The 25,795-nt window shown below is 69.4% G+C and carries 20 protein-coding genes, 6 tRNA genes and 1 pseudogene; 12 read left to right on the forward strand and 15 right to left on the reverse strand.

Annotated features, from left to right (window positions below):
• Window positions 1-136: 136 nt before the first annotated feature.
• From ACWBNA_RS40865 to ACWBNA_RS40875, 3 genes are all read right to left on the reverse strand, one after another.
• A complete protein-coding gene (locus tag ACWBNA_RS40865) occupies window positions 137-2,527 on the reverse strand; it encodes a DEAD/DEAH box helicase (protein ID WP_482709662.1) in 2,391 nt (796 codons plus the stop codon).
• Between the two features lie 219 nt (window positions 2,528-2,746).
• Entirely contained in the window at window positions 2,747-3,274 is a 528-nt protein-coding gene (locus tag ACWBNA_RS40870; protein WP_482709663.1) for a hypothetical protein, read from the reverse strand.
• 88 nt (window positions 3,275-3,362) lie between these two features.
• Entirely contained in the window at window positions 3,363-3,713 is a 351-nt protein-coding gene (locus ACWBNA_RS40875; RefSeq protein WP_383862810.1) for a metallopeptidase family protein, read from the reverse strand.
• An 85-nt stretch (window positions 3,714-3,798) separates the two neighbouring features.
• Between ACWBNA_RS40875 and ACWBNA_RS40880 the strand changes: the two genes are divergently transcribed.
• From ACWBNA_RS40880 to ACWBNA_RS40910, 7 genes are all read left to right on the forward strand, one after another.
• On the forward strand, window positions 3,799-5,397 hold the full coding sequence (locus ACWBNA_RS40880) for a metallophosphoesterase family protein (RefSeq protein ID WP_482709665.1): 1,599 nt from the start codon (window positions 3,799-3,801) through the stop codon (window positions 5,395-5,397).
• Window positions 5,398-5,477: 80 nt separating this feature from the next.
• Window positions 5,478-5,550: transfer RNA gene (locus tag ACWBNA_RS40885), tRNA-Glu, on the forward strand.
• Between the two features lie 37 nt (window positions 5,551-5,587).
• Window positions 5,588-5,662: transfer RNA gene (locus ACWBNA_RS40890), tRNA-Asp, on the forward strand.
• A 24-nt stretch (window positions 5,663-5,686) separates the two neighbouring features.
• Window positions 5,687-5,760: transfer RNA gene (locus ACWBNA_RS40895), tRNA-Phe, on the forward strand.
• A gap of 142 nt (window positions 5,761-5,902) precedes the next feature.
• A complete protein-coding gene (hrpA, locus tag ACWBNA_RS40900; RefSeq protein WP_482709667.1) occupies window positions 5,903-9,880 on the forward strand; it encodes an ATP-dependent RNA helicase HrpA in 3,978 nt (1,325 codons plus the stop codon).
• 93 nt (window positions 9,881-9,973) lie between these two features.
• Window positions 9,974-10,048, forward strand: a tRNA-Asp gene (locus ACWBNA_RS40905).
• A gap of 195 nt (window positions 10,049-10,243) precedes the next feature.
• On the forward strand, window positions 10,244-10,435 hold the full coding sequence (locus ACWBNA_RS40910) for a DUF6274 family protein (RefSeq protein WP_482709668.1): 192 nt from the start codon (window positions 10,244-10,246) through the stop codon (window positions 10,433-10,435).
• Between the two features lie 461 nt (window positions 10,436-10,896).
• Here the strand turns inward: ACWBNA_RS40910 and bldC are convergent, their stop codons facing one another.
• Together bldC and ACWBNA_RS40920 are read right to left on the reverse strand one after the other, a co-directional pair.
• Window positions 10,897-11,103 carry a developmental transcriptional regulator BldC gene (gene bldC / locus ACWBNA_RS40915; protein WP_003949541.1) on the reverse strand — a complete coding sequence of 69 codons (207 nt, stop codon included), beginning with the start codon at window positions 11,101-11,103 and terminating at the stop codon, window positions 10,897-10,899.
• 557 nt (window positions 11,104-11,660) lie between these two features.
• Complete coding sequence (locus ACWBNA_RS40920; RefSeq protein WP_482709670.1) at window positions 11,661-12,503, reverse strand: DUF8083 family protein; 843 nt, start codon at window positions 12,501-12,503, stop codon at window positions 11,661-11,663.
• A gap of 224 nt (window positions 12,504-12,727) precedes the next feature.
• Between ACWBNA_RS40920 and ACWBNA_RS40925 the strand changes: the two genes are divergently transcribed.
• Window positions 12,728-13,834 (forward strand): Leu/Phe/Val dehydrogenase, encoded by a 1,107-nt coding sequence (locus ACWBNA_RS40925; protein WP_482709671.1) that lies wholly within the window; start codon window positions 12,728-12,730, stop codon window positions 13,832-13,834.
• A 305-nt stretch (window positions 13,835-14,139) separates the two neighbouring features.
• A complete protein-coding gene (locus ACWBNA_RS40930) occupies window positions 14,140-14,394 on the forward strand; it encodes a DUF3073 domain-containing protein (protein WP_482709672.1) in 255 nt (84 codons plus the stop codon).
• A 133-nt stretch (window positions 14,395-14,527) separates the two neighbouring features.
• Here ACWBNA_RS40930 and purM read toward each other — a convergent pair whose 3' ends face one another.
• From purM to purS, 10 genes and pseudogenes are all read right to left on the reverse strand, one after another.
• On the reverse strand, window positions 14,528-15,595 hold the full coding sequence (purM, locus tag ACWBNA_RS40935) for a phosphoribosylformylglycinamidine cyclo-ligase (RefSeq protein WP_482709673.1): 1,068 nt from the start codon (window positions 15,593-15,595) through the stop codon (window positions 14,528-14,530).
• Between the two features lie 74 nt (window positions 15,596-15,669).
• Window positions 15,670-17,199, reverse strand: a complete 1,530-nt coding sequence (purF, locus tag ACWBNA_RS40940) for an amidophosphoribosyltransferase (RefSeq protein WP_482709674.1) — start codon at window positions 17,197-17,199, stop codon at window positions 15,670-15,672.
• 72 nt (window positions 17,200-17,271) lie between these two features.
• Complete coding sequence (locus ACWBNA_RS40945; RefSeq protein WP_482709675.1) at window positions 17,272-18,192, reverse strand: META domain-containing protein; 921 nt, start codon at window positions 18,190-18,192, stop codon at window positions 17,272-17,274.
• Window positions 18,193-18,250: 58 nt separating this feature from the next.
• On the reverse strand, window positions 18,251-19,048 hold the full coding sequence (locus ACWBNA_RS40950) for a maleylpyruvate isomerase family mycothiol-dependent enzyme (RefSeq protein ID WP_482709676.1): 798 nt from the start codon (window positions 19,046-19,048) through the stop codon (window positions 18,251-18,253).
• A gap of 10 nt (window positions 19,049-19,058) precedes the next feature.
• Window positions 19,059-19,595 (reverse strand): annotated as a pseudogene (locus ACWBNA_RS40955) (M23 family metallopeptidase); the annotation flags it as partial.
• A gap of 57 nt (window positions 19,596-19,652) precedes the next feature.
• The gene (locus ACWBNA_RS40960; protein ID WP_482709677.1) at window positions 19,653-20,153 is read right to left on the reverse strand and encodes an ArsR/SmtB family transcription factor; all 501 of its coding nucleotides are present in this window, start codon (window positions 20,151-20,153) and stop codon (window positions 19,653-19,655) included.
• 30 nt (window positions 20,154-20,183) lie between these two features.
• Complete coding sequence (locus ACWBNA_RS40965; protein WP_482709678.1) at window positions 20,184-21,407, reverse strand: hypothetical protein; 1,224 nt, start codon at window positions 21,405-21,407, stop codon at window positions 20,184-20,186.
• A gap of 110 nt (window positions 21,408-21,517) precedes the next feature.
• A complete protein-coding gene (gene purL, locus ACWBNA_RS40970; protein WP_482709679.1) occupies window positions 21,518-23,776 on the reverse strand; it encodes a phosphoribosylformylglycinamidine synthase subunit PurL in 2,259 nt (752 codons plus the stop codon).
• Window positions 23,773-24,453, reverse strand: coding sequence for a phosphoribosylformylglycinamidine synthase subunit PurQ (gene purQ / locus ACWBNA_RS40975; RefSeq protein ID WP_482709680.1), 681 nt, complete (start codon window positions 24,451-24,453; stop codon window positions 23,773-23,775). Before purQ ends, purL begins: the two co-directional genes overlap by 4 nt.
• Window positions 24,450-24,713, reverse strand: coding sequence for a phosphoribosylformylglycinamidine synthase subunit PurS (gene purS / locus ACWBNA_RS40980; protein WP_217235954.1), 264 nt, complete (start codon window positions 24,711-24,713; stop codon window positions 24,450-24,452). The genes purQ and purS overlap by 4 nt, the downstream gene beginning before the upstream one ends.
• A 351-nt stretch (window positions 24,714-25,064) precedes the next feature.
• On the opposite strand from purS, the gene ACWBNA_RS40985 reads away from it, so the two are divergent.
• The 3 genes from ACWBNA_RS40985 (at window position 25,065) to ACWBNA_RS40995 (ending at window position 25,745) form a co-directional block, all read left to right on the forward strand.
• Window positions 25,065-25,382 carry a histone-like nucleoid-structuring protein Lsr2 gene (locus ACWBNA_RS40985; RefSeq protein WP_383862689.1) on the forward strand — a complete coding sequence of 106 codons (318 nt, stop codon included), beginning with the start codon at window positions 25,065-25,067 and terminating at the stop codon, window positions 25,380-25,382.
• A 135-nt stretch (window positions 25,383-25,517) separates the two neighbouring features.
• A tRNA-Gly gene (locus ACWBNA_RS40990) sits at window positions 25,518-25,589 on the forward strand.
• Between the two features lie 80 nt (window positions 25,590-25,669).
• Window positions 25,670-25,745 (forward strand) — tRNA-Gly (locus ACWBNA_RS40995).
• Window positions 25,746-25,795: the final 50 nt, after the last annotated feature.

The following is a 25,795-nucleotide window of genomic DNA, read 5'->3' on the forward strand; positions in this document are numbered from 1 at the left end:
TGACGGCCGGCCGCGTCGAAGATCCCGCCACGGCTCGTCATGGCCTTTACTACGCGCCGCTGCAACAGCCCCGGGGAATGCCGGAAGGGCCCGTACGACCAAGTCGTACGGGCCCTTCTCAGGTGGTCACTCGGCGTCAGCCGTTGCGCTTCCAGCGCGGCTTGTCGTCACGACGACCGAAGGTGCCGGTGCCGGTGCCGGTGCCGGTGGTGCCGGGGCCGCTGCCGCGGTGGTCGTCACGACGGCCGGAGGGGCGGTCGTGGCCGGAGGAGCGGAAGCCGGGGCGGTCGCCCTGGCGGTCACGGTTGAACGGACGGTCGCTGCCGCGGTGTCCGCCGCGCTCGTCACGACGCTCGAAGGGGCGGGCCGGACGGTCGTCGCGGCGGAAGCCGCCGCCACGGTTGTCGTCACGACGCTCGAAGGAACCGCCGCCTCGGTTGTCATCGCGACGCTCGAAGGAACGACCGCCACCACGGTTGTCATCGCGACGCTCGAAGGAACGACCGCCACCACGGTTGTCATCGCGACGCTCGAAGGAACGGCCACCGCCACGGTTGTCATCGCGACGCTCGAAGGAACGGCCACCGCCACGGTTGTCGTCACGACGCTCGAAGGAACGACCGCCACCACGGTTGTCGTCACGACGCTCGAAGGAACGACCGCCACCACGGTTGTCATCGCGACGCTCGAAGGAACGACCGCCACCACGGTTGTCGTCACGACGCTCGATGGCCCGCCCGCCCCCACGGTTGTCGTCACGACGCTCGATGGCCCGCCCGCCCCCACGGTTGTCGTCACGACGCTCGATGGCCCGCCCGCCCCCACGGTTGTCGTCACGACGCTCGAAGGAACGACCGCCACCACGGTTGTCATCGCGACGCTCGAAGGAACGACCGCCACCACGGTTGTCGTCACGACGCTCGAAGGAACGGCCACCGCCACGGTTGTCGTCACGGCGGAACCCGCCACGGTCGTTGTCACGACGCTCGTAGGAGCGACCGCCACGGTCGTCCCGGTCCGCCCTGTCGACGTCCTGCGCCGCGGGCTGCTCGGGAACGGAGACCTCGGCCGCCGCGGCCTGCGCCTGAGCCACCGCCGCCTCCGGGTCCTCTCCCTGCTCGCGGGCGACACGGGCCACCAGGCGGTCGGCCTCCTCGCGCAGCTCGGTCGCGCGGCGCTGCGCCCGCTCCAGCTCCTTGGTGAGCTGGGCGACCTCGCGCTCGGCCTGCTGCGCGGACTTGCCCGCGGACTCGGCCTGGACCTCGGTCATCGAACGGGCGCCGGTGATCTCGGCGACCTCGGGCTCGAAGGCCGTACCGGAGTTGATGATGTGACGGCCGGCGTCGACGCCCGCGTCCTCCATCAGCCGGAAGATCTGGCGGCGCTGGTGCGGCAGGGACAGCGAGACCACGGTGCCGGTGCGGCCGGCACGGGCCGTACGCCCCGCACGGTGCAGGTAGTCCTTGTGGTCGCCGGCCGGGTCCACGTTCAGGACCAGGTCGATGCCGTCGACGTGGATGCCGCGCGCGGCGACGTCGGTGGCGACCAGGCAGTTGACGTAGCCGTCCTTGAAGTCGGCCAGCGTCCGGGTCCGGGAGCCCTGGGTCATGCCGCCGTGCAGCGCGTCGGCCTTCACACCGGACTCGCGCAGCTGCTCGGCGATACGGTCGGCGCCCAGCTGGGTCCGCACGAAGATGATGGTGCGGCCCTTGCGGGAGGCGATCGCGGCCGTGACCGGCGCCTTGTCCTTGGGCTTCACGATCAGGATGTGGTGCGACATGGTCGTCACCGCGCCCTGCGCCGCGTCGACCTCGTGGGTGGCCGCGTTCGTGAGGTAGCGGGTGACCAGGGTCTTGATCTCGTTCTCCATGGTCGCGGAGAAGAGCATGCGCTGGCCGCCGGACGGGACCTGGTCGAGGAGCTCGGTGACCTCAGGCAGGAAGCCCAGGTCCGACATCTGGTCGGCCTCGTCGATGACCGTGATCTCGATGTTCTCGAGCGAGCAGGCGCCGCGGTTGATGATGTCGCGCAGACGGCCCGGGGTGGCGACGAGGACGTCGACGCCGCGCTCCAGGGCGTAGATCTGGTTGGCCATCGAGGTGCCGCCGCAGACGACCTTCATCTTGAGGCCGAGGACGTCGCCGTACGGCTGGAGCGCGTCCGCGACCTGCATCGCGAGCTCACGGGTCGGCGTGAGGATGACGGCGCGCGGCTTGTGCTTCTCGGTGCGACCGCCGGCCAGCGTGGCCAGGGTCGGCAGACCGAAGGAGAGGGTCTTGCCGGAGCCGGTGCGGCCACGGCCGAGGATGTCCCTGCCGGCCAGGGCGTCCGGAATGGTCGCCGCCTGGATCGGGAAGGGGGAGGTCACGCCGTTCTGGGCGAGCTTGCGCACCACGCCCTCGGGGAGACCGAGGCTCGCGAAGGTGACCTCGGGTGCGTCCTCGGTGGCCTCGTGCTCGAGGTTCTCGGGCACGACAATGCCCTCGTTCTCGGGCACGACGACGTGATCAGTACTGGAAATGGACATGCGTATGCGAAACCTTCCGGAGTCTCGTCGGCACGCGCCCGTCAACTCCGTGTTTCGCTATACGACCGCCTCTATGCGGTCCGCCACGGCAAGGGAGAGAGTACGCGCCACACGGCGCGCTCTGCGTCGGCGCCGGGCAATGGGGTCAAACGATCTATTACCATACGCACCGACCCCCCTTGAAGGCAAACCGAGCGCATCACCGCAGGTCAGACGGGCCTAGGCCGGAGTCCCCGCTTCCGGTGCCGGCTCCCGCTCGCCCAGTTGGGGTCCCGGAGGCTCGTGCGCCGACGACGACGGCTCGGCGACCGTCGGCTCGGGCGTCGGCGACGGGGGCGGCGGAGACGGCGACGGCTGCGGCTCGACCGTGCGGGTGGGCGTCGGCTCGGCCACGGTCGGCTCCACCGCGCCCGGCTGGTCCGGCTTGCCCTTCCCCGGCTTGGCGCCCGCCGAAGCCTTCGCGCTCGCCTCCGCCGAGGCGGACGCAGACGGCGACGCCGACTCCCCCTTGCCCTTCTTCCCCTTGCCGTGCCCGTGCTTGCCGCCGTCGGCCGCCGCGCCGGCCCCGGCGGCGCCGCCCGACACCGCCGCCCCACCGTCGGGTTCCTCACCACCGCGCTGCCCGGCGGAGTGCGAGGGCTTGGCGCTCCCCGCGCCGCCGTCGTCGCCGACGCTCATGCAGCCGGCGGCAGCGGCGACGGCCATGATCGTGGCGGCCAGACGGACGGGTACGTACAAGGGGCGCACGGGCAGCCACCTCCGGGGGAGGGTCAAGGAGTCAACCTGCCCAACTCCCGCCGCCCACAAGAGGACACGCGACCCGCCTCAGCGGGCCTCAGCCGTACCCGAGCGCGTGCAGCCGGGCGTCGTCGATCCCGAAGTGGTGAGCGATCTCATGCACCACGGTGACCTCGGTCTCCTCGACGACCTCCTCCCGCGACCCGCACATCCTCAGCGTCGGCCCCCGGTAGATGGTGATCCGGTCCGGCAGCACGCCCGCGTACCACTCGCCCCGGTCGGTCAGCGGAGTCCCCTCGTACAGTCCGAGCAGCTCGGGATCGTCCGTCGGCGGCTCGTCCTCGACGAACACCGCGACGTTGTCCATCAGCCGCGTCAACTCCGGCGGAATCCGGTCCAGCGCCTCGGCGACCAGTTCCTCGAACTCCTCGCGCGTCATCTCCAGCACAGGCCCCATTGTCCGGTACGCGGCAGCCGTATGAGAGTCGTGGGCACCTCGCATATCCACGTGATCAGGTGGGCATACGGGACCAATGGCCCGCGTCCCCGTCGCCGTCCGGAACATCGTGAACCCCCTACGCAGGACCCCCCGCGCCCTCGCCCGCCACTACCGCACCCGCCGGCCCCACCCGTCCTTCGAGCTCGTCCGCCAGCCGCATCCCTGGGTCCGCGCCCTCGGCCTCGTCGCCGTGGTGGTCCTCGGCGCCTGGCTCGGACTGCTGATCGTCGGCGACGTACGGACCCCGGTCGGCCCCATGAACACGACGATGACGCTGCGCCCCTCGCTCAGCGGCGGCACGAAGATCAACGTGTCACCGCTCGGCGCCCTGCAACTGGACAGCCACCACGCCCCCGTCCGGCTGGACGTCAACGTCGACCAGCTCGACCCGGTCCGCTCCCAAGCCCTGGTCGACCACCCCGAACGCCTCTCCGGCCTCCAGGACGAGGTCACCAAGGACGTCGAACACGGCACCCGCGACCTGGCCCTGCGCTCCTGCGTGGCCGTCGTGTCGGGCGCCACGGCCCTCGGCCTCGCGGTCTACCGCCGCCCCCGGCGGGCCCTCGCGGCGGGCGGCCTCGCCCTGACCCTCCTGGCCGCCTCCGGAGGAACCGCCTACGCCACCTGGAACCCGGAATCCGTCCTGGAACCGAAGTTCTCCGGGCTGCTCTCCTCCGCCCCGTCCCTGGTCGGCAACGCGCGCAGCATCGTCACCGAGTTCGACGTCTACCAGAAGGAGTTGGCGCGCCTGGTGACGAACGTGACGAAGCTGTACGACGCCACCTCCACGCTCCCCACCTACGCGCCCGACCCGTCCACCATCCGGGTCCTGCACGTCTCGGACATCCATCTGAACCCGGCGAGCTGGCCGATCATCGCGTCGCTGGTGGAGCAGTACAAGGTCGACGTGATCGTCGACTCCGGCGACACGATGGACCACGGCTCGGCCGCCGAGAACGGCTTCCTGGACCCGATCGAGGACCTCGGCGCCCCCTACGTCTGGGTCCGCGGCAACCACGACTCCCGGACCACCCAGCGCTACCTGGAAGGCCTGAAGAACGTGCACGTCCTGGACGACGGCCGGGCCCGGACCATCGCCGGCCTGCGCTTCGCGGGGATCGGCGACCCCCAGTTCACCCCCGACCGCGCGAACAAGCCCGGCGCCGAGGAGTCCCAGGAGCAGGCCGGTGCCCGCCTGGCTACCGCCCTGCGCGCCCAGACCACCGCCGGCACTCCCGTCGACGTCGCCGTCGCCCACGAGCCGTCGGCGGCCCGCGGAGTGGACGGCACGGTCCCGCTGGTGCTGGCCGGGCACCTCCACCGCGAGGAGATGGAGGTCATGAGGCAGGGCACCCGGCTGCGCGTCGAAGGCTCCACGGGCGGCAGCGGCCTGCGCGCGGTGGAAGGCAAGTACCCCGACCCGATCGAGGCCTCGATCCTCTACATGGACCGCGACACCCGCCGCCTCCAGGCCTGGGACGAGATCGAACTGGGCGGCCTGGGCCTGACAACGGCCGAGGTCAGCCGCCACCTGGTGGAGGAGAACCAGCCGGGGGCGACCCCCTCCGCCACGCCGTCCCCCAGTCCGTCCCCCTCACCCGCGTCCACGGCCCCCACCCCCACCGCCCCGTAAACCGTTTTGGCGATCCCTCCCGCCATCCCATATGCTTCTCACGTCCCCGACGCGCTGAGAGGCGCCCAGGCGGGCCGATAGCCCTCATCGTCTAGCGGCCTAGGACGCCGCCCTTTCAAGGCGGTAGCACGGGTTCGAATCCCGTTGGGGGCACGCAACACCGTGTGCGACACTGTCGTACACAAAGCTTGGTCCTGTGGAGCAGTTTGGAGTGCTCGCCACCCTGTCAAGGTGGAGGCCGCGGGTTCAAATCCCGTCAGGACCGCTGAGGTTTCCCCGGAAGCCTCGTGGCTGGGTAGCTCAGTTGGTACGAGCGATCGCCTGAAAAGCGATAGGTCGCCGGTTCGACCCCGGCCCCAGCCACAGCCAAGGCCCCGATCTCCGGATCGGGGCCTTCTTGTATGGCGCACTCGTACGTCGCGCGTCGCGCTCGTGAGTCGCACGCGTACGTCGGGCGCAAAAGCGTTCGCCACGATTTTCCCCGGGATGAGATCCTGGACCGCGTATGTCTACGCACCCCGCCCCCGGCGCCTCCGCTCCGGGCACCCCCGACCTCGGCGCCCTCGCCCCCCGCCTGACCGAGCTTGCCCTGCGCGACGCGCACCGGCTCGGGCGCAGGCTCGAAGGCGCGCGCCGGATCCGTAAGCCGGAGGCTCGCGCCGCCGTTCTCGCCGAGATCGAGGCGGAGGTGGCGAAGGCCGAGGAGCGGATGAGTGCGCGGCGCGGGCGGGTGCCCGCGGTCAGCTATCCCGAGCAGCTGCCGGTCAGCCAGAAGAAGGACGTGATCGCGGAGGCCATCCGTGACCACCAGGTCGTGATCGTCGCCGGTGAGACCGGGTCCGGGAAGACGACCCAGATCCCCAAGATCTGTCTCGAGCTGGGGCGGGGCGTCAAGGGCATGATCGGGCACACCCAGCCCCGTCGTATCGCCGCCCGTACCGTCGCCGAGCGGGTCGCGGAAGAGCTCGACACGCCACTGGGCGAAGCCGTCGGCTGGAAGGTGCGGTTCACCGACCAGGTGAACCCGCAGGCCACCTTCGTCAAGCTGATGACGGACGGCATCCTGCTCGCCGAGATCCAGACCGACCGCGAGCTGCGCGCCTACGACACGATCATCATCGACGAGGCCCACGAGCGGTCCCTCAACATCGACTTCCTGCTGGGGTACCTCGCCCAGCTGCTGCCCAAGCGGCCGGATCTGAAAGTCGTCATCACCTCGGCGACCATCGACCCCGAGCGCTTCTCCCGGCACTTCGGCGACGCCCCGATCGTCGAGGTCAGCGGGCGGACGTATCCCGTGGAGGTGCGGTACCGGCCCCTCCTCGAAGACGACTCCGACGATTCCGACCGCGACCAGATCACCGCGATCTGCGACGCCGTCGAGGAACTCCAGGCCGAGGGCAAGGGCGACATCCTCGTCTTCCTCTCGGGGGAGCGGGAGATCCGCGACACCGCGGACGCCCTGGAGAAGAAGAAGTACCGGTTCACCGAGGTACTTCCCCTCTACGCCCGGCTCTCGCACGCCGAGCAGCACCGCGTCTTCCAGCAGCACACCGGGCGCAGGATCGTTCTGGCCACCAACGTCGCCGAGACCTCCCTCACCGTCCCGGGCATCAAGTACGTCATCGACCCCGGCTTCGCCCGGATCAGCCGGTACAGCCACCGCACCAAGGTCCAGCGCCTCCCGATCGAGGCGATCTCGCAGGCCAGCGCCAACCAGCGCAAGGGCCGCTGCGGGCGGACCAGCGACGGCATCTGCGTCCGGCTGTACTCCGAGGACGACTTCGACGCCCGGCCGGAGTTCACCGACGCGGAGATCCTCCGGACGAACCTGGCATCCGTCATCCTGCAGATGACCGCGGCCGGCCTCGGCGACATCGAGAAGTTCCCGTTCATCGACCCGCCGGACCACCGCAACATCCGCGACGGCGTCCAGCTCCTTCAGGAACTCGGCGCGTTGGACCCGGCGCAGAAGGACGCGCGCAAGCGGCTCACGGACACCGGCCGCAAGCTCGCCCAGCTGCCCGTCGACCCGCGCCTGGCGCGCATGGTCCTGGAGGCCGACAAGAACGGCTGTGTCCGCGAGGTCATGGTGATAGCGGCCGCGCTGTCCATCCAGGACCCGCGCGAACGCCCCGCCGACAAACAGACCCAGGCCGACCAGCAGCACGCCCGGTTCCGGGACGAGACGAGCGACTTCCTCGCCTACCTCAACCTGTGGCGGTACGTCCGTGAGCAGCAGAAGGAGCGAGGGTCCTCGTCCTTCCGGCGCATGTGCAAGCAGGAGTACCTGAACTTCCTGCGCATCCGCGAGTGGCAGGACATCTACTCGCAGCTGCGGACGGTCGCCAAGCAGATGGGCATCCACCTCAACGAGGAGGACGCGGCCGGCCAGAGCGTCCACGTCTCCCTCCTCGCCGGTCTGCTCTCGCACATCGGCATGAAGGACGTGAAGGACGGCAACAAGAACGAGTACCTGGGCGCGCGGAGCGCCAAGTTCGCGATCTTCCCGGGTTCCGCCCTCTTCAAGAAGCAGCCGCGCTTCGTGATGTCCGCCGAGCTGGTGGAGACCTCCCGCCTCTGGGCCCGCGTCAACGCCAAGATCGAGCCCGAGTGGGTCGAACCCCTCGCCGAGCACCTGCTCAAGCGCACGTACAGCGAACCGCACTGGGAGAAGGACCAGGCCGCGGTGATGGCGTACGAGAAGGTCACGCTCTACGGCGTCCCGATCATCGCCCAGCGCAAGGTCAACTACGGCCGGATCGACCCGGAGACCTCCCGCGAGCTTTTCATCCGCAACGCCCTGGTCGAAGGTGACTGGCGCACGCACCACAAGTTCTTCGCCGACAACCGCAGACTCCTCAGCGAGGTCGAGGAGCTGGAACACCGCGCGCGGCGGCGGGACATCGTGGTCGACGACGACACACTCTTCGACTTCTACGACCAGCGGGTGCCCGAAGACGTCGTCTCCGGCGCCCACTTCGACACCTGGTGGAAGCGCCAGCGCCACGAGCAGCCCGACTTCCTCGACTTCGAGCGGGAGATGCTCATCCGGGAGTCGGCGGAGGCCGTCACCAAGGACGACTATCCGGACTCGTGGCGGCAGGGGCCGCTCAAGTTCCGGGTGACGTACCAGTTCGAGCCGGGCGCGGACGCCGACGGTGTGACCGTCCACATCCCGCTCCAGGTTCTCAACCAAGTCACCGACGAGGGCTTCGACTGGCAGATCCCGGGTTTGAGAGAAGAGCTGGTCACCGAGCTGATCCGGTCCCTCCCGAAGCCGATCCGCCGCAACTACGTACCGGCGCCGAACTTCGCCAAGCGGTTCCTGGACACGGCCGTCCCGTTGCAGGAGCCGCTCACCACCACCATGGCGCGTGAGCTCAAGCGCATGGTCGGGGTCCCCTTCACCGCGGACGACTTCGACTGGTCCAGGGTCCCCGAGCACCTGCGCATCACCTTCCGGATCGTCGACGAGCGCCGCCGCAACCTGGCCGAGGACAAGGACCTGGAGGCGCTGAAGCTCCAGCTGAAGCCGAAGGCGCGCCAGGCCCTGTCACAGGCCGCGGCCGCCACCGCCGAGCGACAGGGCGGCGAGTCCCTGGAACGCAAGGGCCTCACCGACTGGACGATCGGCTCCCTCACCCGCGTCTTCGAGACCCGCCGCGCCGGCCAGCCGGTGAAGGCGTACCCGGCGCTGGTCGACGACGGGCCGACGGCGAACACCGTCTCCGTACGGCTCTTCGACACGGAGGCCGAGCAGGCGGAGGCGATGTGGAAGGGCATGCGCCGGCTGATCCTGCGCAACATCCCGGTCAACCCGGCGAAGTTCGCGAGCGATCGTCTGACGAACGCCCAGAAGCTCGCCCTGTCCGCGAATCCGCACGGCTCGGTCCAGGCCCTGTTCGACGACTGCGCGATGGCGGCGGCGGACAAGCTGATCGGCGACTTCGGGGGGCCGGTGTGGGACGAGGAGTCGTACCGCAAGCTGTACGACAAGGTGCGGGCGGAGATCGTCGACACCACCGTCCGCGCGGTCGGGCAGGTGGAACAGGTCCTCGCCGCCTGGCAGGCCTGTGAGCGCCGTTTGAAGACCGTACGAAGCCCTGTGCTGCTGGCGAACCTCCAGGACGTACGCAGGCAGCTGGACGCCCTCGTGAAGCCCGGCTTCGTGACGGAGGCGGGCATCCGGCGTCTGCCCGACCTCATGCGCTACCTGGTCGCCGCGGACCGCCGGCTCCAGCAGATGCCGACCGGCGCCCAGCGGGACACCTCCCGCATGGAGAAGGTCCACGAGATGCAGGACGAGTACGCCTGGCTGCTCGAGCAGATGCCCCAGGGCCGGCCGGTCCCCTCCTCGGTCCTGGACATCCGCTGGATGATCGAGGAGCTGCGCGTCAGCTATTTCGCCCACGCCCTCGGCACGGCGTACCCGGTCTCCGACAAGCGGATCGTGAAGGCGATCGACGCGGCCGTGCCGTAACGGGGTCCGCACACCGGGTGAGTTCGACCAGTGGCTCACCCTCCTGTACAGTCTCTTCTCGCAGCGCAACGCACGAATCGCACTGCGAAACCTGGTCCTGTGGAGCAGTTTGGAGTGCTCGCCACCCTGTCAAGGTGGAGGCCGCGGGTTCAAATCCCGTCAGGACCGCAGTAGAGAAGGAACAAAGAGCCCGGGTCTTCGGACCCGGGCTCTCTTGCGTCCCCACGACGACCCCCCACGCCCCCCACGGCTTCCCGCGGCTCTTCGCGGCTTCCCGCGGCCCCCTGCGGTCTTGACGCCGTCACTTTCGCTCGGTACCCAGAAACCAGGGCCCGCTTCCGTGCGGCCCCTTGGAGGTGGGGTATGGCGGCATCGGTCAGGCACGAGACTCGGGCGTTGCTCCGTGCCCATCTGTCGGCCGCTTCCTCCTACCGCCATCTGACGCGCCATTGCCCGATCTGCCATCGCCTGCTGCGGCTGGCGATGGACGGCGCTCCACGGGCCGCACAGACGCCGCAGGAGAGCGTCGAGGACGAGCGTCCGGCGAGTGCGTGAGGGTCGCCGCGGCCCAACACCCGCTCCACCGTGGGACGGTGGAAGACGCGCCTCCTCTAGCGCACATGAGCCGGGAGCGACAAGGACTCTGGCATGTGACGGGTGTCACCGCATGAGTTTTTGAAACTGCGGTACTTACGCCTCACCTACAACTGGTCAATTTAATATGTGCAATTGCACCAGTGGCAGCGGCCGCCCACAGGAGATCCGACACCCCTCCCCAGACTCCGACAAGCCCGCTCACAGACCCGCCCCGTCGGGCACGCCATGAACACAAAAAAGATCGCGCTGGACCCGGCGGAGTCCAGCGCGATCTACGACGCACCCTGTCACTGCTTGGAAAGCCCGGAGGGGCTTGGGCGTGAGCTCTGTTGGGGCAGAGCCCGCGTCGCTTGGAGCTAGGGGTCCGGACGCCGCGGCAAGTTGGGGGACCTGCCGGTTATGCCCGGATATTCAGTTGTTCAGGCCTCGCTGCGCTGCTGCGGGATACCCGCGAGCAGTGCACGGACCTCGGCCTCGCGGTAACGGCGATGCCCGCCGAGCGTGCGGATCGAAGTGAGCTTGCCGGCCTTCGCCCACCGCGTGACCGTCTTGGGGTCGACGCGGAACATCGTGGCGACCTCAGCCGGGGTCAGCAGCGGCTCGGCATCAGGGGTGCGAGCGGTCATGAGCGGCCTCCTCGGGAGAACCGAACCTTCTCGGTTCTTTCCTCTAAATTCTGCACCTTGACCCGCGTTGCCCGAAATGGCGGACGCGAGTCGAGTCGGTTATAGGACGAACGGCTTGTCCTCGGCACTACAACTACACCATCCGTCCAGCCGCGTCGGCCAAACCGATGGAATTGCCCCTCCAGGTGTTCATCAGCGACGGAAGCCGATGGACCATGCCATAGCGGACAGTCACGCCACTGTGACGATCAGTCACAGGGCGATCAGAGGTCATCAGACCCCCCAAAGCGTGCAATGCTGAGAATCCGCCCGCACTGTGACAGAACGGGACGGACGGAGTTCCCCCGGACTCCTTGTCCTATTTTGGCATGAGGAGGGGCAAGGGACGCAAGGGCCGCGTACGTGCGGTCCGTCACGCTTGACAGCAAAGGCCCCGGATCGGGACCAACGTCCCTTGTTGACGAAACCTCAGGACATACCCAGGACAAACCTCGGTCCGAGGACGAAACCCCAAAACGGGCGTCAGGTCAAACGTCAGTTCGTGACCTGGGGCACGTTCAGTTCGCCGACCGGCGGTTGCGCACCGACCGCCACCGCTCCACGAGCCGCGCGTACGCCTCGCCCGCCGCGACCCCGTCACCGCTGCGCAGCGCCGCGATGCCCTCGGCCACGTCGGCCGCCGAGTGGTCGTCCTCCAGCTCGCCGGCCGGCAGCGTGTGCACCAGGCCGCCGTAGTCCAGCTCCACCAGCGAGCGCGGGTGGAACTCCTCCAGCCAGCGACCGACGTCCACCAGGCCGTCGATCAGTGGCCCCTCGTCCATGGCCTCCCTGAGCGCCCGCAGGGCCCGGGCCACGCGCCGCCTGGCCTGCACCATCGGCGTGCGGTACCGCAGCGCCGGGGGGACGTCGCCGGAGCCCTTGTCGAAGCGCCGCTCCTCGTCGGAGACCAGCACGAACCAGCTCATCGGCACCTGCCAGGTCGCCGTGCGGATCCAGGGCCGGGCGTCCGGGTTGCGGGCCAGCCAGCGCTCGTAGTCCTGCGCCGCCTGATGCCGTACGACCTCGGGCAGCACCGCCTCCAGAACCGGCCTGGGCAGCTCCTCGCCCATCTCGCCCAGGGCCTGCCAGCCGCGCAGCCGGGTGCGCCACGGGCACACGCACACCACCCCGTCGACCTCCAGCACGAACGCGTCGCCGCTCTCCTGCACCGGCACCGCGATGGGCGGGGTGGGCAGCAGATCGGCCAGGGAGCGGCGGAGTTCGTCCTGGTACGAGGGACGGTCCGGGCGGCGGGCGTAGCGCTCCCAGTGGTCGCGCTCCGGTTCCGGGAAGGCGGCCAGCGGCTCGTACACACGCAGATAGGTCGCGTACGGGACGATCACCGAGGACACCTTGGGCACGCCTGCTCCCTCCCCCGCCGTCTGCCAGGAAAACCTGCGAAACCCGCACACGAACGAGCGGGAAAATCATGCAGATCGTCGCACGGACGTACTCCAGGAGGAGGTGATCCCGCGCACTGCGCGGCGCCCGGGGACACCCAGGGCCTAATCTCATGCTCACAGCCCCCGCCACCCTTACGGGAGCTGGTCTCCGACCGCCGCTCTTTACTTCAGGAGTCACCACAGTGACCGACGTAACCGGCGCACCTGCTGATGTACTGCACACCCTGTTCCACTCGGACCAGGGTGGCCATGAGCAAGTCGTGCTCTGCCAGGACCGTGCCAGCGGTCTCAAGGCCGTCATCGCGATCCACTCCACCGCCCTGGGCCCCGCGCTCGGCGGTACGCGCTTCTACCCGTACGCGAGCGAGGCGGAGGCCGTCGCCGACGCGCTGAACCTCGCCCGCGGGATGTCGTACAAGAACGCCATGGCCGGTCTCGACCACGGCGGCGGCAAGGCCGTGATCATCGGCGACCCGGACCGGCACAAGAGCGAGGAGCTGCTGCTCGCGTACGGCCGGTTCGTCGCCTCGCTCGGCGGCCGGTACGTCACCGCGTGCGACGTCGGCACGTACGTCGCCGACATGGACGTCGTGGCGCGCGAGTGCCGCTGGACGACCGGGCGCTCGCCCGAGAACGGCGGCGCCGGCGACTCGTCCGTACTGACCGCCTTCGGCGTCTACCAGGGCATGCGCGCCTCCGCGCAGCACCTGTGGGGCGACCCGTCGCTGCGTGACCGCCGGGTCGGCGTCGCGGGCGTCGGCAAGGTCGGGCACCACCTGGTGGAGCACCTGCGCGCCGAGGGCGCCGAGGTCGTGATCACCGACGTGCGCGAGGAGGCGGTACGGCGGATCCTCGACCGGCACACGTCGGGTGTGACGGCCGTCGCCGACACCGAGGCGCTGATCCGGCTCGAAGGGCTCGACGTCTACGCCCCGTGCGCGCTGGGCGGGGCGCTGGACGACGACTCCGTGCCGGTGCTCACCGCGAAGGTCGTGTGCGGCGCGGCCAACAACCAGCTCGCCCATCCGGGCGTCGAGAAGGACCTCGCCGACCGCGGGATCCTCTACGCGCCGGACTACGTGGTGAACGCCGGCGGTGTCATCCAGGTCGCCGACGAGCTGCACGGGTTCGACTTCGAGCGGTGCAGGGCGAAGGCCGCGAAGATCTTCGACACCACGCTGGCCATATTCGCACGTGCGAAGGCCGACGGGATCCCGCCGGCCGCCGCGGCCGACCGGATCGCCGAGCAGCGGATGCACGAGGCCGCCGCGGCCCGCCGGGCGCGATGAGATGACGCGCGCGGCCGTCTCGCGGGTTTGACCGGTACCCGTCGGCGCACACTTAGAGAGAACTCTCACGTTCGTCGGCGGGTCGGCCGCGAAAAGGTGGTTAAAATCGCGGTTGACCAGCGAGGACGGGGCACCTCGCGGGTTCTGGGTCCGGGCACGTCCTGTGGGCGACGTACCGTATGGGCGTGGGCTCAGGTACCGTGGATGCCCTACGGACCGGTCTCTCCACGGAGAGTCCGTTCCAGATCATGAACGCGTGTCAAGACTCTGGGGCCGTCGAGCCCCGTCACCGAGGGGGTCGAGCCATGGGGCGCGGCCGGGCCAAGGCCAAGCAGACGAAGGTCGCCCGCCAGCTGAAGTACAACAGCGGCGGGACTGACCTGTCGCGTCTGGCCAGCGAGCTGGGCGCTTCGACTTCGAACCAACCTCCGAACGGCGAGCCGTTCGAGGATGACGAAGAAGAAGACGACCCGTACGCCCAGTACGCGGATCTGTACAACGACGACGATGAGGACGAGGACGGCGAGTCCGGTCCCGCGTCTCAACGCCGCGGCGCTTGACGATTCAGCTCTGCGTGACCCGGTCCAGCGGTTTCCACCGCCGGACCGGGTTTTGCTCTGCCCTCGTCAGGGTCAGGCGTCGTGAGATTCGTAGTCGTGAGGATCCGTAGGACCACGACGGCACCCGTTGGAATCAGACGGTGTAGTCGCCGACCATCTCCGCGCCCGTGGCGTGCTCGCCGCGGTCCGTGATCTCACCCGCGACCCATGCCTCGACCCCGCGGTCGGCGAGGGTGGCCAGGGCCACGTCCGCCGACTCCTCCGGCACGATCGCGATCATGCCGACGCCCATGTTCAGGGTCTTCTCCAGCTCCAGGCGCTCGACGGAGCCGGTCCGGCCGACGAGGTCGAACACCGGTGCCGGGGTCCAGGTGGAGCGGTCGACGATCGCGTGCAGTCCGTCGGGGATGACGCGGGCCAGGTTGGCGGCGAGTCCGCCGCCGGTGACGTGTGAGAACGCGTGCACGTCGGTGGTGCGGGTCAGCGCCAGGCAGTCCAGCGAGTAGATCTTGGTGGGCTCCAGGAGTTCCTCGCCCAGCGTGCGGCCGAACTCCTCGATCCGCGATTCCAGCGAAAGACCGGCCTGGTTCAGCAGGACGTGCCGAACGAGCGAGTACCCGTTCGAGTGAAGACCGGAGGCCGCCATGGCGATGACCGCGTCACCCGTACGGATGCGATCCGGGCCGAGAAGGCGGTCGGCCTCCACCACGCCGGTACCGGCGCCGGCGACGTCGAAGTCGTCGGGGCCCAGGAGACCGGGGTGTTCGGCCGTCTCGCCGCCCACCAGGGCGCAGCCGGCGAGGACACAGCCCTCGGCGATGCCCTTGACGATGGCGGCGACCCGCTCGGGGTGGACCTTGCCGACGCAGATGTAGTCGGTCATGAACAGCGGCTCGGCGCCGCACACCACGATGTCGTCCATGACCATCGCGACCAGGTCGTGGCCGATGGTGTCGTAGACGCCCAGCTGGCGCGCGATGTCGACCTTCGTGCCGACGCCGTCCGTGGCGGAGGCGAGGAGGGGACGCTCGTAGCGCTTGAGGGCGGAGGCGTCGAAGAGGCCGGCGAAACCGCCGAGGCCGCCGAGGACCTCGGGGCGCTGCGTCTTCTTCACCCACTCCTTCATCAGCTCGACGGCGCGGTCGCCCGCTTCGATGTCGACGCCCGCCGCTGCGTAGCTGGCACCAGTTGTCTCAGACATGACGGTGAGAACTTTCGTGTCGTACTGCAGGTGAGCAGGTGTAACGGCTTTACGGGCTGGGCTTGGCGGGCTGTCTACGGGCGCCGGATCGCGTCGGCCGCGGCCGTGGCGGCGGGCCCGGCGGCCAGCTCGGTCTCCAGGAGCTGCTTGCCGAGGAGCTCGGGGTCCGGGAGGTCCATCGGGTACTCGCCGTCGAAGCAGGCGCGGCAGAGGTTCGGCTTGGCGATGGTGGTCGCCTCGATCATGCCGTCGATGGAGATGTACGAGAGGGAGTCGGCGCCCAGCGAGGTGCCGATCTCGTCGATCGTCATGCCGTTGGCGATGAGCTCCGCGCGGGTGGCGAAATCTATGCCGAAGAAGCACGGCCACTTCACGGGAGGCGAAGAGATCCGGATGTGGACCTCCGCCGCGCCCGCCTCGCGGAGCATCCGCACCAGGGCGCGCTGGGTGTTGCCGCGCACGATCGAGTCGTCGACGACGACCAGGCGCTTGCCCTTGATGACTTCCTTCAGCGGGTTCAGCTTCAGGCGGATGCCGAGCTGACGGATCGTCTGGGAGGGCTGGATGAACGTACGGCCGACGTAGGCGTTCTTCACCAGACCCGCGCCGAACGGGATGCCGGAGGCCTCCGCGTAGCCGATGGCGGCGGGGGTGCCGGACTCCGGAGTCGCTATCACCAGGTCGGCCTCGACCGGTGCTTCCTTGGCGAGCTTGCGGCCCATCTCCACGCGGGAGAGGTACACGTTCCGGCCGGCGATGTCGGTGTCGGGGCGGGCCAGGTACACGTACTCGAAGACACAGCCCTTGGGCTTCGCTTCCGCGAATCGGGACGTGCGCAGACCGTTCTCGTCGATCGCGATGAACTCGCCCGGCTCGATCTCGCGGACGTAGGCCGCACCGCAGATGTCGAGGGCGGCGGACTCGGAGGCGACGACCCAGCCACGCTCCAGGCGGCCGAGGACCAGCGGGCGGATGCCCTGCGGGTCACGGGCGGCGTAGAGCGTGTTCTCGTCCATGTAGACGAGCGAGAAGGCGCCCTGGACCTGCGGGAGGATCCGGATGGACGCCTCTTCGATGGTCAGCGGCTTGCCGTCGTCGTCGACCTGGGCCGCTAGGAGCGCGGTGAGCAGGTCGGTGTCGTTGGTGGCGGCCACCCGGGTGGAACGGCCGTTGGTGTCCTTGGGGAGGTCGGCGACCATCTCGGCGAGCTGCGCCGTGTTGACCAGGTTGCCGTTGTGGCCGAGCGCGATGGAGCCGTGCGCGGTGGCACGGAACGTCGGCTGGGCGTTCTCCCACACGGAGGCACCGGTGGTCGAGTAGCGGGCGTGACCGACCGCGATATGACCCTGGAGCGAACCGAGCGAGGTCTCGTCGAAGACCTGGGAAACGAGCCCCATGTCCTTGAAGACGAGGATCTGGGAGCCGTTGCTGACCGCGATTCCCGCGGATTCCTGGCCCCGATGCTGGAGGGCGTAGAGCCCGAAGTAGGAGAGCTTGGCGACCTCTTCGCCCGGAGCCCAGACACCGAAGACGCCGCAAGCGTCCTGGGGGCCCTTCTCGCCGGGGAGCAGGTCGTGGTTGAGTCGTCCGTCACCACGTGGCACGCTCCCGAGTGTAGGCGAGGTCGACCACTGGTCCGAATTGGGGAATGCCCGGCGCTGAGCTGCGGCAAAGGATCACTTGCCGACGACCGCGGTGACGATCTCGTCGTTTTCGCTGGTCAGCGTGAGAGTCCGGTGATCCACCGCGTAACTCACGGTGCTGTCGAAGAGACGCAGCAGCTGCTTCTCGACGTTCATGAGTGAGGCGTCGCACATCATTCGGGTGGTGGACGGAGCGCCGAGGGTGATATGTCCGTCGCGGACGGTCGCCGTNTTCATGAGTGAGGCGTCGCACATCATTCGGGTGGTGGACGGAGCGCCGAGGGTGATATGTCCGTCGCGGACGGTCGCCGTGGCGTTCACCTTGTTGCAGCCGAGGCTGCCGGAGACCTTGGCGGCCTTCTTGTCGAAGGTGAGGTGGGCCTTGCTCTTGGCCGCGGGGGAGGTGACCTGCCACTTCGTGCCGTAGAGGGAGGCGTCGGTCGTCCTGGTGAGGTTGACGCGGTCGCCGGTCTCGTTGGTGAGGGTCAGGTGGTCGTCCTCGAACTCGGTCTTCAGGGCGCCGTCCACGAGAGTGCGGGCGAGGGTCCGCTCGAAGTCCATGGGTTTGTCCTCGCAGGCCATCTCGGTGGCCGTGGCGTCGCTGAGCCTCAGGCTGTCGCCCTCCACCGCGGCCTTGGCGTTGAAGTGGTTGCAGCCGTAGTTGCCGGCCGCCTTGCCGTCGGCGATCTCGACGTGCGCGTCCGAGGGGGCGGTGTGGGTGGTGCCGTCGACGGTGACGCTGTCGATGCTCCAGTGGACGCCGGTCACCGGTGGGGCGGCGCCCACGGAGCCGCCGTCGGCCTTCTCGCTGCCGCAGGCCGCGGCGAACGGGACGAGGGCCACGGCCGCGGTCGCGGTGAGAGCCAGTCGCCGCTTCTGCCGGTGCTGCTGGTGCTGTCGGTGCTGCCGGGTGTCCCTTTGCCTGTCCTTCTGCGTGTCCGTCTGCCTGTACATGCCGATTCGACGGGGCGGGTGGGGTGGTTGGTTCCCCTCTGCCGCCGTTCAGCCGCGGTCAGCTCAGGAGCGGCAGCAGAGCGCCGAGGTCCGCCCGCTCCCCGCTCGCGCTGACCTTCGCCTCGTCGAGGGCGTCCTTCCAGGTCGTGCGGCCGGTCGCAAGCCGGATCCAGGTCAACGGGTCGGTCTCGACGACGTTCGGCGGGGTGCCGCGGGTGTGCCGGGGGCCCTCTACGCACTGGACGACGGCGTACGGCGGGATCCGCACCTCGGTGGAGCCGCCGGGCGCCTTCACGGCGAGCGCGTCGGCGAGCAGCCGGGTGCAGGCGGCGAGGGCCTGGCGGTCGAACGGGACGTCCAGGCCCGGGACGGCCGCGTTCAGGTCGTCGGTGTGGACGACGAGTTCGACGGTTCGGGTGACCAGGTAGTCGGCGAGGCTGATGGCGCCGGTCCGGGTGGCGAGGAGGCGGGCCCCGGGTGCGCTCGCGAGGGCTTCCCCGAGCCGCTGTTCCGTACCGGCGTAGAGGACGTCGAGGTCGGGGTTGGCCCTTGCCAGCTCCTTCGTGTCCTCGGCGATGTCGGCGGCGCGCACGGCGGTCGCGAAGGGCCAGTCCAGCAGCGCGAGTTCCGCCTTGGGGGGCTCCGGGCGCCGAAGGTTCCGGCTGACCGTCTCGACGGCCATCGTGAGGTGCGCGGCCAGGTCCCGCACGGTCCAGTCGCCGAGCCGGGTGGGGGCGGCGAGCTGGTCGGGGGTGAGAGCGAGTACGGCGTCTCGTACGTTCCCGAACTGGGCGAGCACGGCCGCACGGATCTTGGCTGGGTCATAGGCGCGGGGGCGCTTCTTGGCCGGTGGCATGGGGGTCAGCCTAGGTGTGCTGCGCTGTCGTCGCGGGTGCCTCGAACGTCTCGCGGTTACGGGGGACGCCGATTCCGCGCCACGTGAAGGGGATGCCCCGGGCGGTGTCCGGGTCCGGGCCGTCCATCAGCTGGAAGTGCAGGTGGGGCTCGGTGGAGTTGCCCGAGTTGCCGCAGCCGGCGAGCGGCTGCCCGGCCCGCAGCCGGTCGCCCTCACGGACGGCGAGGGAGCCGCGTCGCAGGTGGGCGTACATCGCGTAGGTGCCGTCGCCCAGATCCAGCACGACGTGGTTGCCGACGATCCGGCCGACTCCGGACAGCTCGCCCACCGTCGCCTCGGCGAACATCAGGTACAGCAGCGCGGGCAGCGACGTACGGCTGAGGTGGTCGCGGTACCGGTCGGTGGCCCGTACGACCGTGCCGTCGGCCACCGCGAGGAGCGGGGCGCCGAAGGCCGGGTAGGCGCTGCTGCGGCGGGCGAGGGGCCACAGCGGGCGAAAGCCCGGGCGGGCGCCCGGCTCGGGCTCGGCGACGATGTCGATGGCGTAGTGGGTTGTCGTCCGGTGGGTTGTCGTCCGGTGGGTTGTCGTCCGGTGGGTTGTGGTTCAGGTCAGGCCCGCGGAGAGCGCCACGAGCAGCGGTACGACCCGGCCCGGCGGTACCTCGTGGCGGCCTCGGCCGCTCGTGTGCAGCCAGCCCGCGGCGGTGAGTTGGCGCAGGTGGTGGTAGATCTGGCCGGTGGTGCCGAGCTCGTCCAGTTCGGCGAGTTCGGCGGCGGTGCGGCGGCCGCCGAGGATCTCGCGGAGCAGGCGCAGCCGGACGGGGTGCCCGAGCGCCGCGAACGACTCGGCGGCGCTGGTCCAGTCGTCGTCCAGCAGGCCCGCGGTCAGCGCGGTGTGCTGCCAGTCGTACCGCTCGCCGGTCGGCAGCCGGACGGCACCGGTGAAAAGGACCCCGCCGTCGGTGGCCCGCAGGGCCGTGAGCTGTTCCTTCAGTCCTTCGAGGGCCCAGAAATCGCCGTCGCCGGCTCGGGGCGCGGTGGCGCTCGCGCCTTCGAGCGCGGCGAGGCGGCGCTCCAACTCGGTGACCCGGGCTTCGAGTTCCATACCTTCAGATTACGGAACTACGTAATTACGTCAATCCATTCCGGGGAACTTCAGGTCCGTGCAACCGCGGCGGGCGGCGACATCGGTGACGTAACCCCGGAAGAGCTGCATGAGGTGAGGAGCCGCGCGCCCGGACCACGAGTCGTAGCCGTAGTGGAGGCGCAGGACGTGGACGGCCGGGGAGCCGTGGCACACCGACGAGGCCCACCACAGGCCCGTGTCTTCGTGCCGGCCCGCGGTGCCCGGCTCGATCGGGGTGCCGGTGGCCTTGGCGGAGCCGGTGTCGCCGACGAAGACGTCCGGGGTGTCCTGGTCGTAGAAGGTCTGGACGTCGGCCCACCACGCCTCGTCGGCGTCACCGGTGGGCGCGTCACCGTCGTCGATGCCCTCGGTGCCGGCGTAGGCCGCGTCGAACAGGGTGCGGGCCCGGTCGGTGGACAGCCGCAGTGCGCAGCGCTCACGCCAGGCGTGCGCGCCGGCCGGGGCGCCCATCGCCTCGTCCGGGAGCCAGAGTTGCTCGTTCGGGGACCACTGAGTGCGGGCGTACCAGGCGCAGGTGCCGTCGGCCCGTCCGGCGGCGGTGAACTTCGGGACCGGCGGTAGGTCGGTGGCGCGTTCGGGCAGGCGGTCGGAGCAGCCGAGGCGGTCGGCGAGGCGGTTGGCCGCGGTGACGGCGACGGTGGCCATGCGGTCGCGGTCGGCGGAGGTGGCCGGCTTCGGGTAGTACGGCGGCATACCGGTGTAGGCCGCCGAGGCGGTGACCTCTATCCGCTCCGCCGCCCTGCCCCGGTAGCTACCGTCGGGGCAGTTCAGCCGCACGGTGGCCTGGCTCGGCCCGGCGAGGCCCGACACCCCGTCCCCGATGGGCACGTCGGCACGGGCGAACCGCTCGGCGAGCTCGGAGCCCGGTTCGGAGACGATCACGTCACGACCGCTGCCGGGACCCGCGTCGACCAGTGCCTGGAAGAGGAGGGCGCCGTGGGCGTCGCCGTCCTCGCCCGCGTTCTGTATCAGGCAGTCGGACGGAAGAGCGTCCAGGTCGAGGGAGGCACGGTCGCGCAGGACCGTACTGGCGTGGTCCATGCCGCGCACCTCGCCGACCGGTACGAGGTCCGCGCACCCGGCGCCCACCGCGCGATACGTCCGCCACTCGTCCCACAGCACCGGCCCGCTCCACCCGGCGCCGGCGACAGCGACCAGGCACAGCAACACGTTGACGTACTTCCGCACCCGCACCCGCACCCGCTCCCCCATTGCCCCCACCACCGCGCACTGCCGAAATTAACAGCCACCACTGACAACAGCGTGAAGGCCCCGTCCGGCTCCTGGAACCAGGAACCGGACGGGGCCTTGCCTTCACGTCACTACGCGAGCAGCGCCGGGATCGTCCGCTCGTGAACCTCGCGCAGCTCCTCCAGCGACAGCTCGAACTCGCCCTGGAGCTCGACCGTCTCGCCGTCCACGACACCGATGCGGGTGACGGGCAGGCCGCGCGCGCCGCACATGTCGTTGAAGCGGAGCTCCTCCGAGCGCGGGACGGCGACAACCGCGCGGCCCGCCGACTCCGAGAAGAGGAACGTGAACGCGTCGAGCCCGTCCGGTACGACCAGACGCGCGCCCTTGCCACCGAGCAGCGCCGACTCGACCACGGCCTGGATCAGGCCGCCGTCGGACAGGTCGTGCGCGGAGTCGATCATGCCGTCGCGGGAGGCGGAGATCAGGATCTCGCCGAGCAGGCGCTCCCGCTCCAGGTCGACCTTCGGCGGCAGCCCGCCGAGGTGGTCGTGCACGACCTGCGACCAGGCCGAACCGCCGAACTCCTCACGCGTGTCGCCGAGGAGGTAGAGCAGCTGCCCCTCCTCCTGGAAGGCGACCGGCGTACGGCGGGCCACGTCGTCGATGACGCCCAGGACCGCCACCACCGGGGTGGGGTGGATGGCCACCTCGCCCGTCTGGTTGTAGAGGGAGACGTTGCCGCCGGTCACCGGGGTGCCGAGCTGCTGGCAGGCGTCCGCGAGACCACGGATGGCCTCCGCGAACTGCCACATGACCGCAGGGTCCTCGGGTGAACCGAAGTTCAGGCAGTCGGAGACGGCGAGCGGCTTGGCGCCGGTCGTGGCGACGTTCCGGTACGCCTCGGACAGCGCCAGCTGCGCGCCCGCGTACGGGTCCAGCTTCGCGTAGCGGCCGTTGCCGTCCGTCGCGATGGCGACGCCGAGGCCGGTCTCCTCGTCGATGCGGATCATGCCCGAGTCCTCGGGCTGGGCCAGCACCGTGTTGCCCTGCACGAAGTGGTCGTACTGAGAGGTGATCCAGGACTTGGAGGCCTGGTTCGGGGACGACACCAGCTTCAGGACCTGGTCCTTCAGCTCCTCGCTCGTCTGCGGGCGCGGCAGCTTGTTCGCGTCGTCCGCCTGGAGCGCGTCCTGCCAGGACGGGCGGGCGTAGGGACGCTCGTAGACCGGGCCGTCGTGGGCGACGGTGCGCGGGTCGACGTCGACGATCTTGCCGCCGTGCCAGTAGATCTCCAGGCGGTCGCCGTCGGTCACCTCACCGATGACGGTGGCGATGACGTCCCACTTGTCGCAGATCTCCAGGAACCGGTCGACCTTGCCCGGCTCGACGACCGCGCACATGCGCTCCTGCGACTCGCTCATGAGGATTTCCTCGGGCGAGAGGGTGGAGTCGCGCAGCGGTACGTCGTCCAGGGTGACGCGCATGCCGCCGGAGCCGTTGGACGCCAGCTCGCTGGTGGCGCAGGACAGGCCGGCCGCACCCAGGTCCTGGATGCCGACGACGAGCTTCTCCTGGAACGCCTCCAGGGTGCACTCGATGAGGAGCTTCTCCTGGAAGGGGTCGCCGACCTGGACGGCCGGACGCTTCGACGGCTTGGCGTCGTCGAAGGTCTCCGAGGCGAGGATCGACGCGCCACCGATGCCGTCGCCGCCCGTGCGGGCCCCGTACAGGATGACCTTGTTGCCCGCGCCTGACGCCTTCGCGAGGTGGATGTCCTCGTGCCGCATCACACCGATGGCACCGGCGTTGACCAGAGGGTTGCCCTGGTAGCAGGCGTCGAAGACGACCTCGCCGCCGATGTTGGGCAGGCCCAGGCAGTTGCCGTAGCCGCCGATGCCGGCGACGACACCCGGCAGCACGCGCTTGGTGTCGGGGTGGTCGGCCGCACCGAAACGCAGGGGGTCCACGACCGCGACCGGGCGGGCGCCCATCGCGATGATGTCGCGGACGATGCCGCCGACACCGGTGGCCGCGCCCTGGTAGGGCTCCACGTACGACGGGTGGTTGTGCGACTCGACCTTGAAGGTGACCGCGTAGCCCTGGCCGACGTCCACGACACCGGCGTTCTCGCCGATACCGACCAGCAGGGCGTCGGACTGCGGGGCCTTCTCGCCGAACTGGCGCAGGTGCACCTTCGACGACTTGTACGAGCAGTGCTCGGACCACATGACGGAGTACATGGCGAGCTCGGCACCGGTGGGCCGGCGGCCGAGGATCTCCACGACCCGCTCGTACTCGTCCTTCTTCAGACCGAGTTCGGCCCAGGGCAGCTCGACGTCGGGGGTCGCGGTCGCGTGCTCGACCGTGTCCAGAGGCGTCCGGCTCATGCGTTGACCAGCTTCTTGAGGATCGAGGTGAAGAAGGGGAGGCCGTCGGTACGACCCGTACCGATCAGCGGCTCGACGGCGTGCTCGGGGTGCGGCATGAGGCCCACGACGTTGCCGGCCTCGTTGCTGATGCCGGCGATGTCCCGCAGCGAGCCGTTCGGGTTGAAGTCCACGTAACGGAACGCGACGCGGCCCTCGCCCTCCAGCTTGTCGAGCGTGTACTCGTCGGCGACGTACCGGCCGTCCATGTTCTTCAGCGGGATGTTGATCTCCTGGCCGGCCTTGTAGTCGGTCGTCCAGGCGGTGTCCGCGTTCTCCACCCGCAGCTTCTGGTCGCGGCAGATGAAGTGGAGGTGGTCGTTTCCGAGCATCCCGCCCGGGAGCAGGTGGGCCTCGGTGAGGATCTGGAAGCCGTTGCAGATGCCGAGGACCGGCAGTCCGGCCTTCGCCTGCTCGATGAGGGGCTCCATCACCGGCGAGAAGCGGGCGATGGCACCGGCACGCAGATAGTCGCCGTAGGAGAAACCGCCGCACAGCACCACGGCGTCGACCTGGTGGAGGTCCTTGTCCTTGTGCCACAGGGCGACCGGCTCGGCGCCCGCGAGGCGGATCGCGCGCTGGGTGTCCCGGTCGTCGAGGCTGCCCGGGAAAGTGACGACGCCAATACGAGCGGTCACTTCGCGGCCTCCGCGACTTCCTCCACCTTGACGGTGAAGTCCTCGATCACGGTGTTGGCGAGGAAGGATTCCGCAAGATCGTGGATGCGGGCGAGCGTGGCCTCGTCGACCGGCCCGTCAACTTCCAGTTCGAATCGCTTTCCCTGACGTACGTCCGAGATGCCTTCGAAACCCAGACGCGGCAGTGCGCGCTGCACCGCCTGGCCCTGGGGGTCGAGGATCTCCGGCTTGAGCATGACGTCGACTACGACGCGTGCCACTGGCACTCCCGGTGTTGTGGTGCTGAGCAGGTTCCTGCAGGTGTCTTCAGACTACCCGCACAAAATTTCTACGCGAGTAGAGTTGTAGGAAACTACGTGACGGCTGTCACGATCGGGTATCGGAAGGGCGACTTCACGAAAAGTTCAGGGAAAGATCCCGAATCGATGCACCACGCCTATTGCGCCGGGGACACGCGGGCAGATTTAGTCGGGCTTCACAATGCAATGCCGGGCACTGTACAAATGAATTGGCAATAGCCGATACTTTGCCCAATAACAGGCGGACAGTCGGCATCTCCAGGGCGTCCTGGCACGTCATCGCAGAGATGCCGCACGAAGGGACCGATATTCGTGGCGCAGCGTGTCGTAGTCACTCTCTTTGACGACATCGACGGCTCGGAAGCGGCGGAAACGATCGCCTTCGGACTCGACGGCAAGTCGTACGAGATCGACCTGAACCAGATCAATGCCAAGAAACTGCGTGAGGCACTCGAGCCCTACGTGGAGGCCGGCCGCAAGCGGTCGAGGTCGGGCAAGGCGTACCGGCAGACGGAGGTCGCTCCCGACCCGGCGGCCGTCCGGGCCTGGGCCCAGGCCAACAAGATGGACGTCCCCGCGCGCGGGCGGATCCCCAAGAAGGTCTACGAGGCATTCGCCGCCGCGCAGTGACAGCCGCCGCGGATGCGCCCTCAGGGCCCGTCACCGGGCCCTGAGGGCAACCGACTTGCGCAGCACCCCTCCGGGTCGGCTAGAGTCTGAAGCACGCCGAGGGGCAAGGCCGAAAGGCCCGGTTCCGAAGTACACGCGGGTGTAGTTCAGTAGTAGAACATCCCCCTTCCAGGGGGAAGGCGCAGTGTGCAATTCCTGTCACCCGCTCCGCACCGCCGACCCGACCACTCTCGTGGATCAGGTAGGATGGTGCTCGCGCCGATCGGTGAGAGCCGGTCGGAGGCAATGCGGACGTAGCTCAGTTGGTAGAGCGCAACCTTGCCAAGGTTGAGGTCGCCAGTTCGAACCTGGTCGTCCGCTCCATGAAAAGGACCCCGGTCATTGACCGGGGTCCTTTTCGTGCGCCCTCCGCG

The sequence above is a fragment of the Streptomyces sp. Q2 genome, from assembly GCF_056820935.1.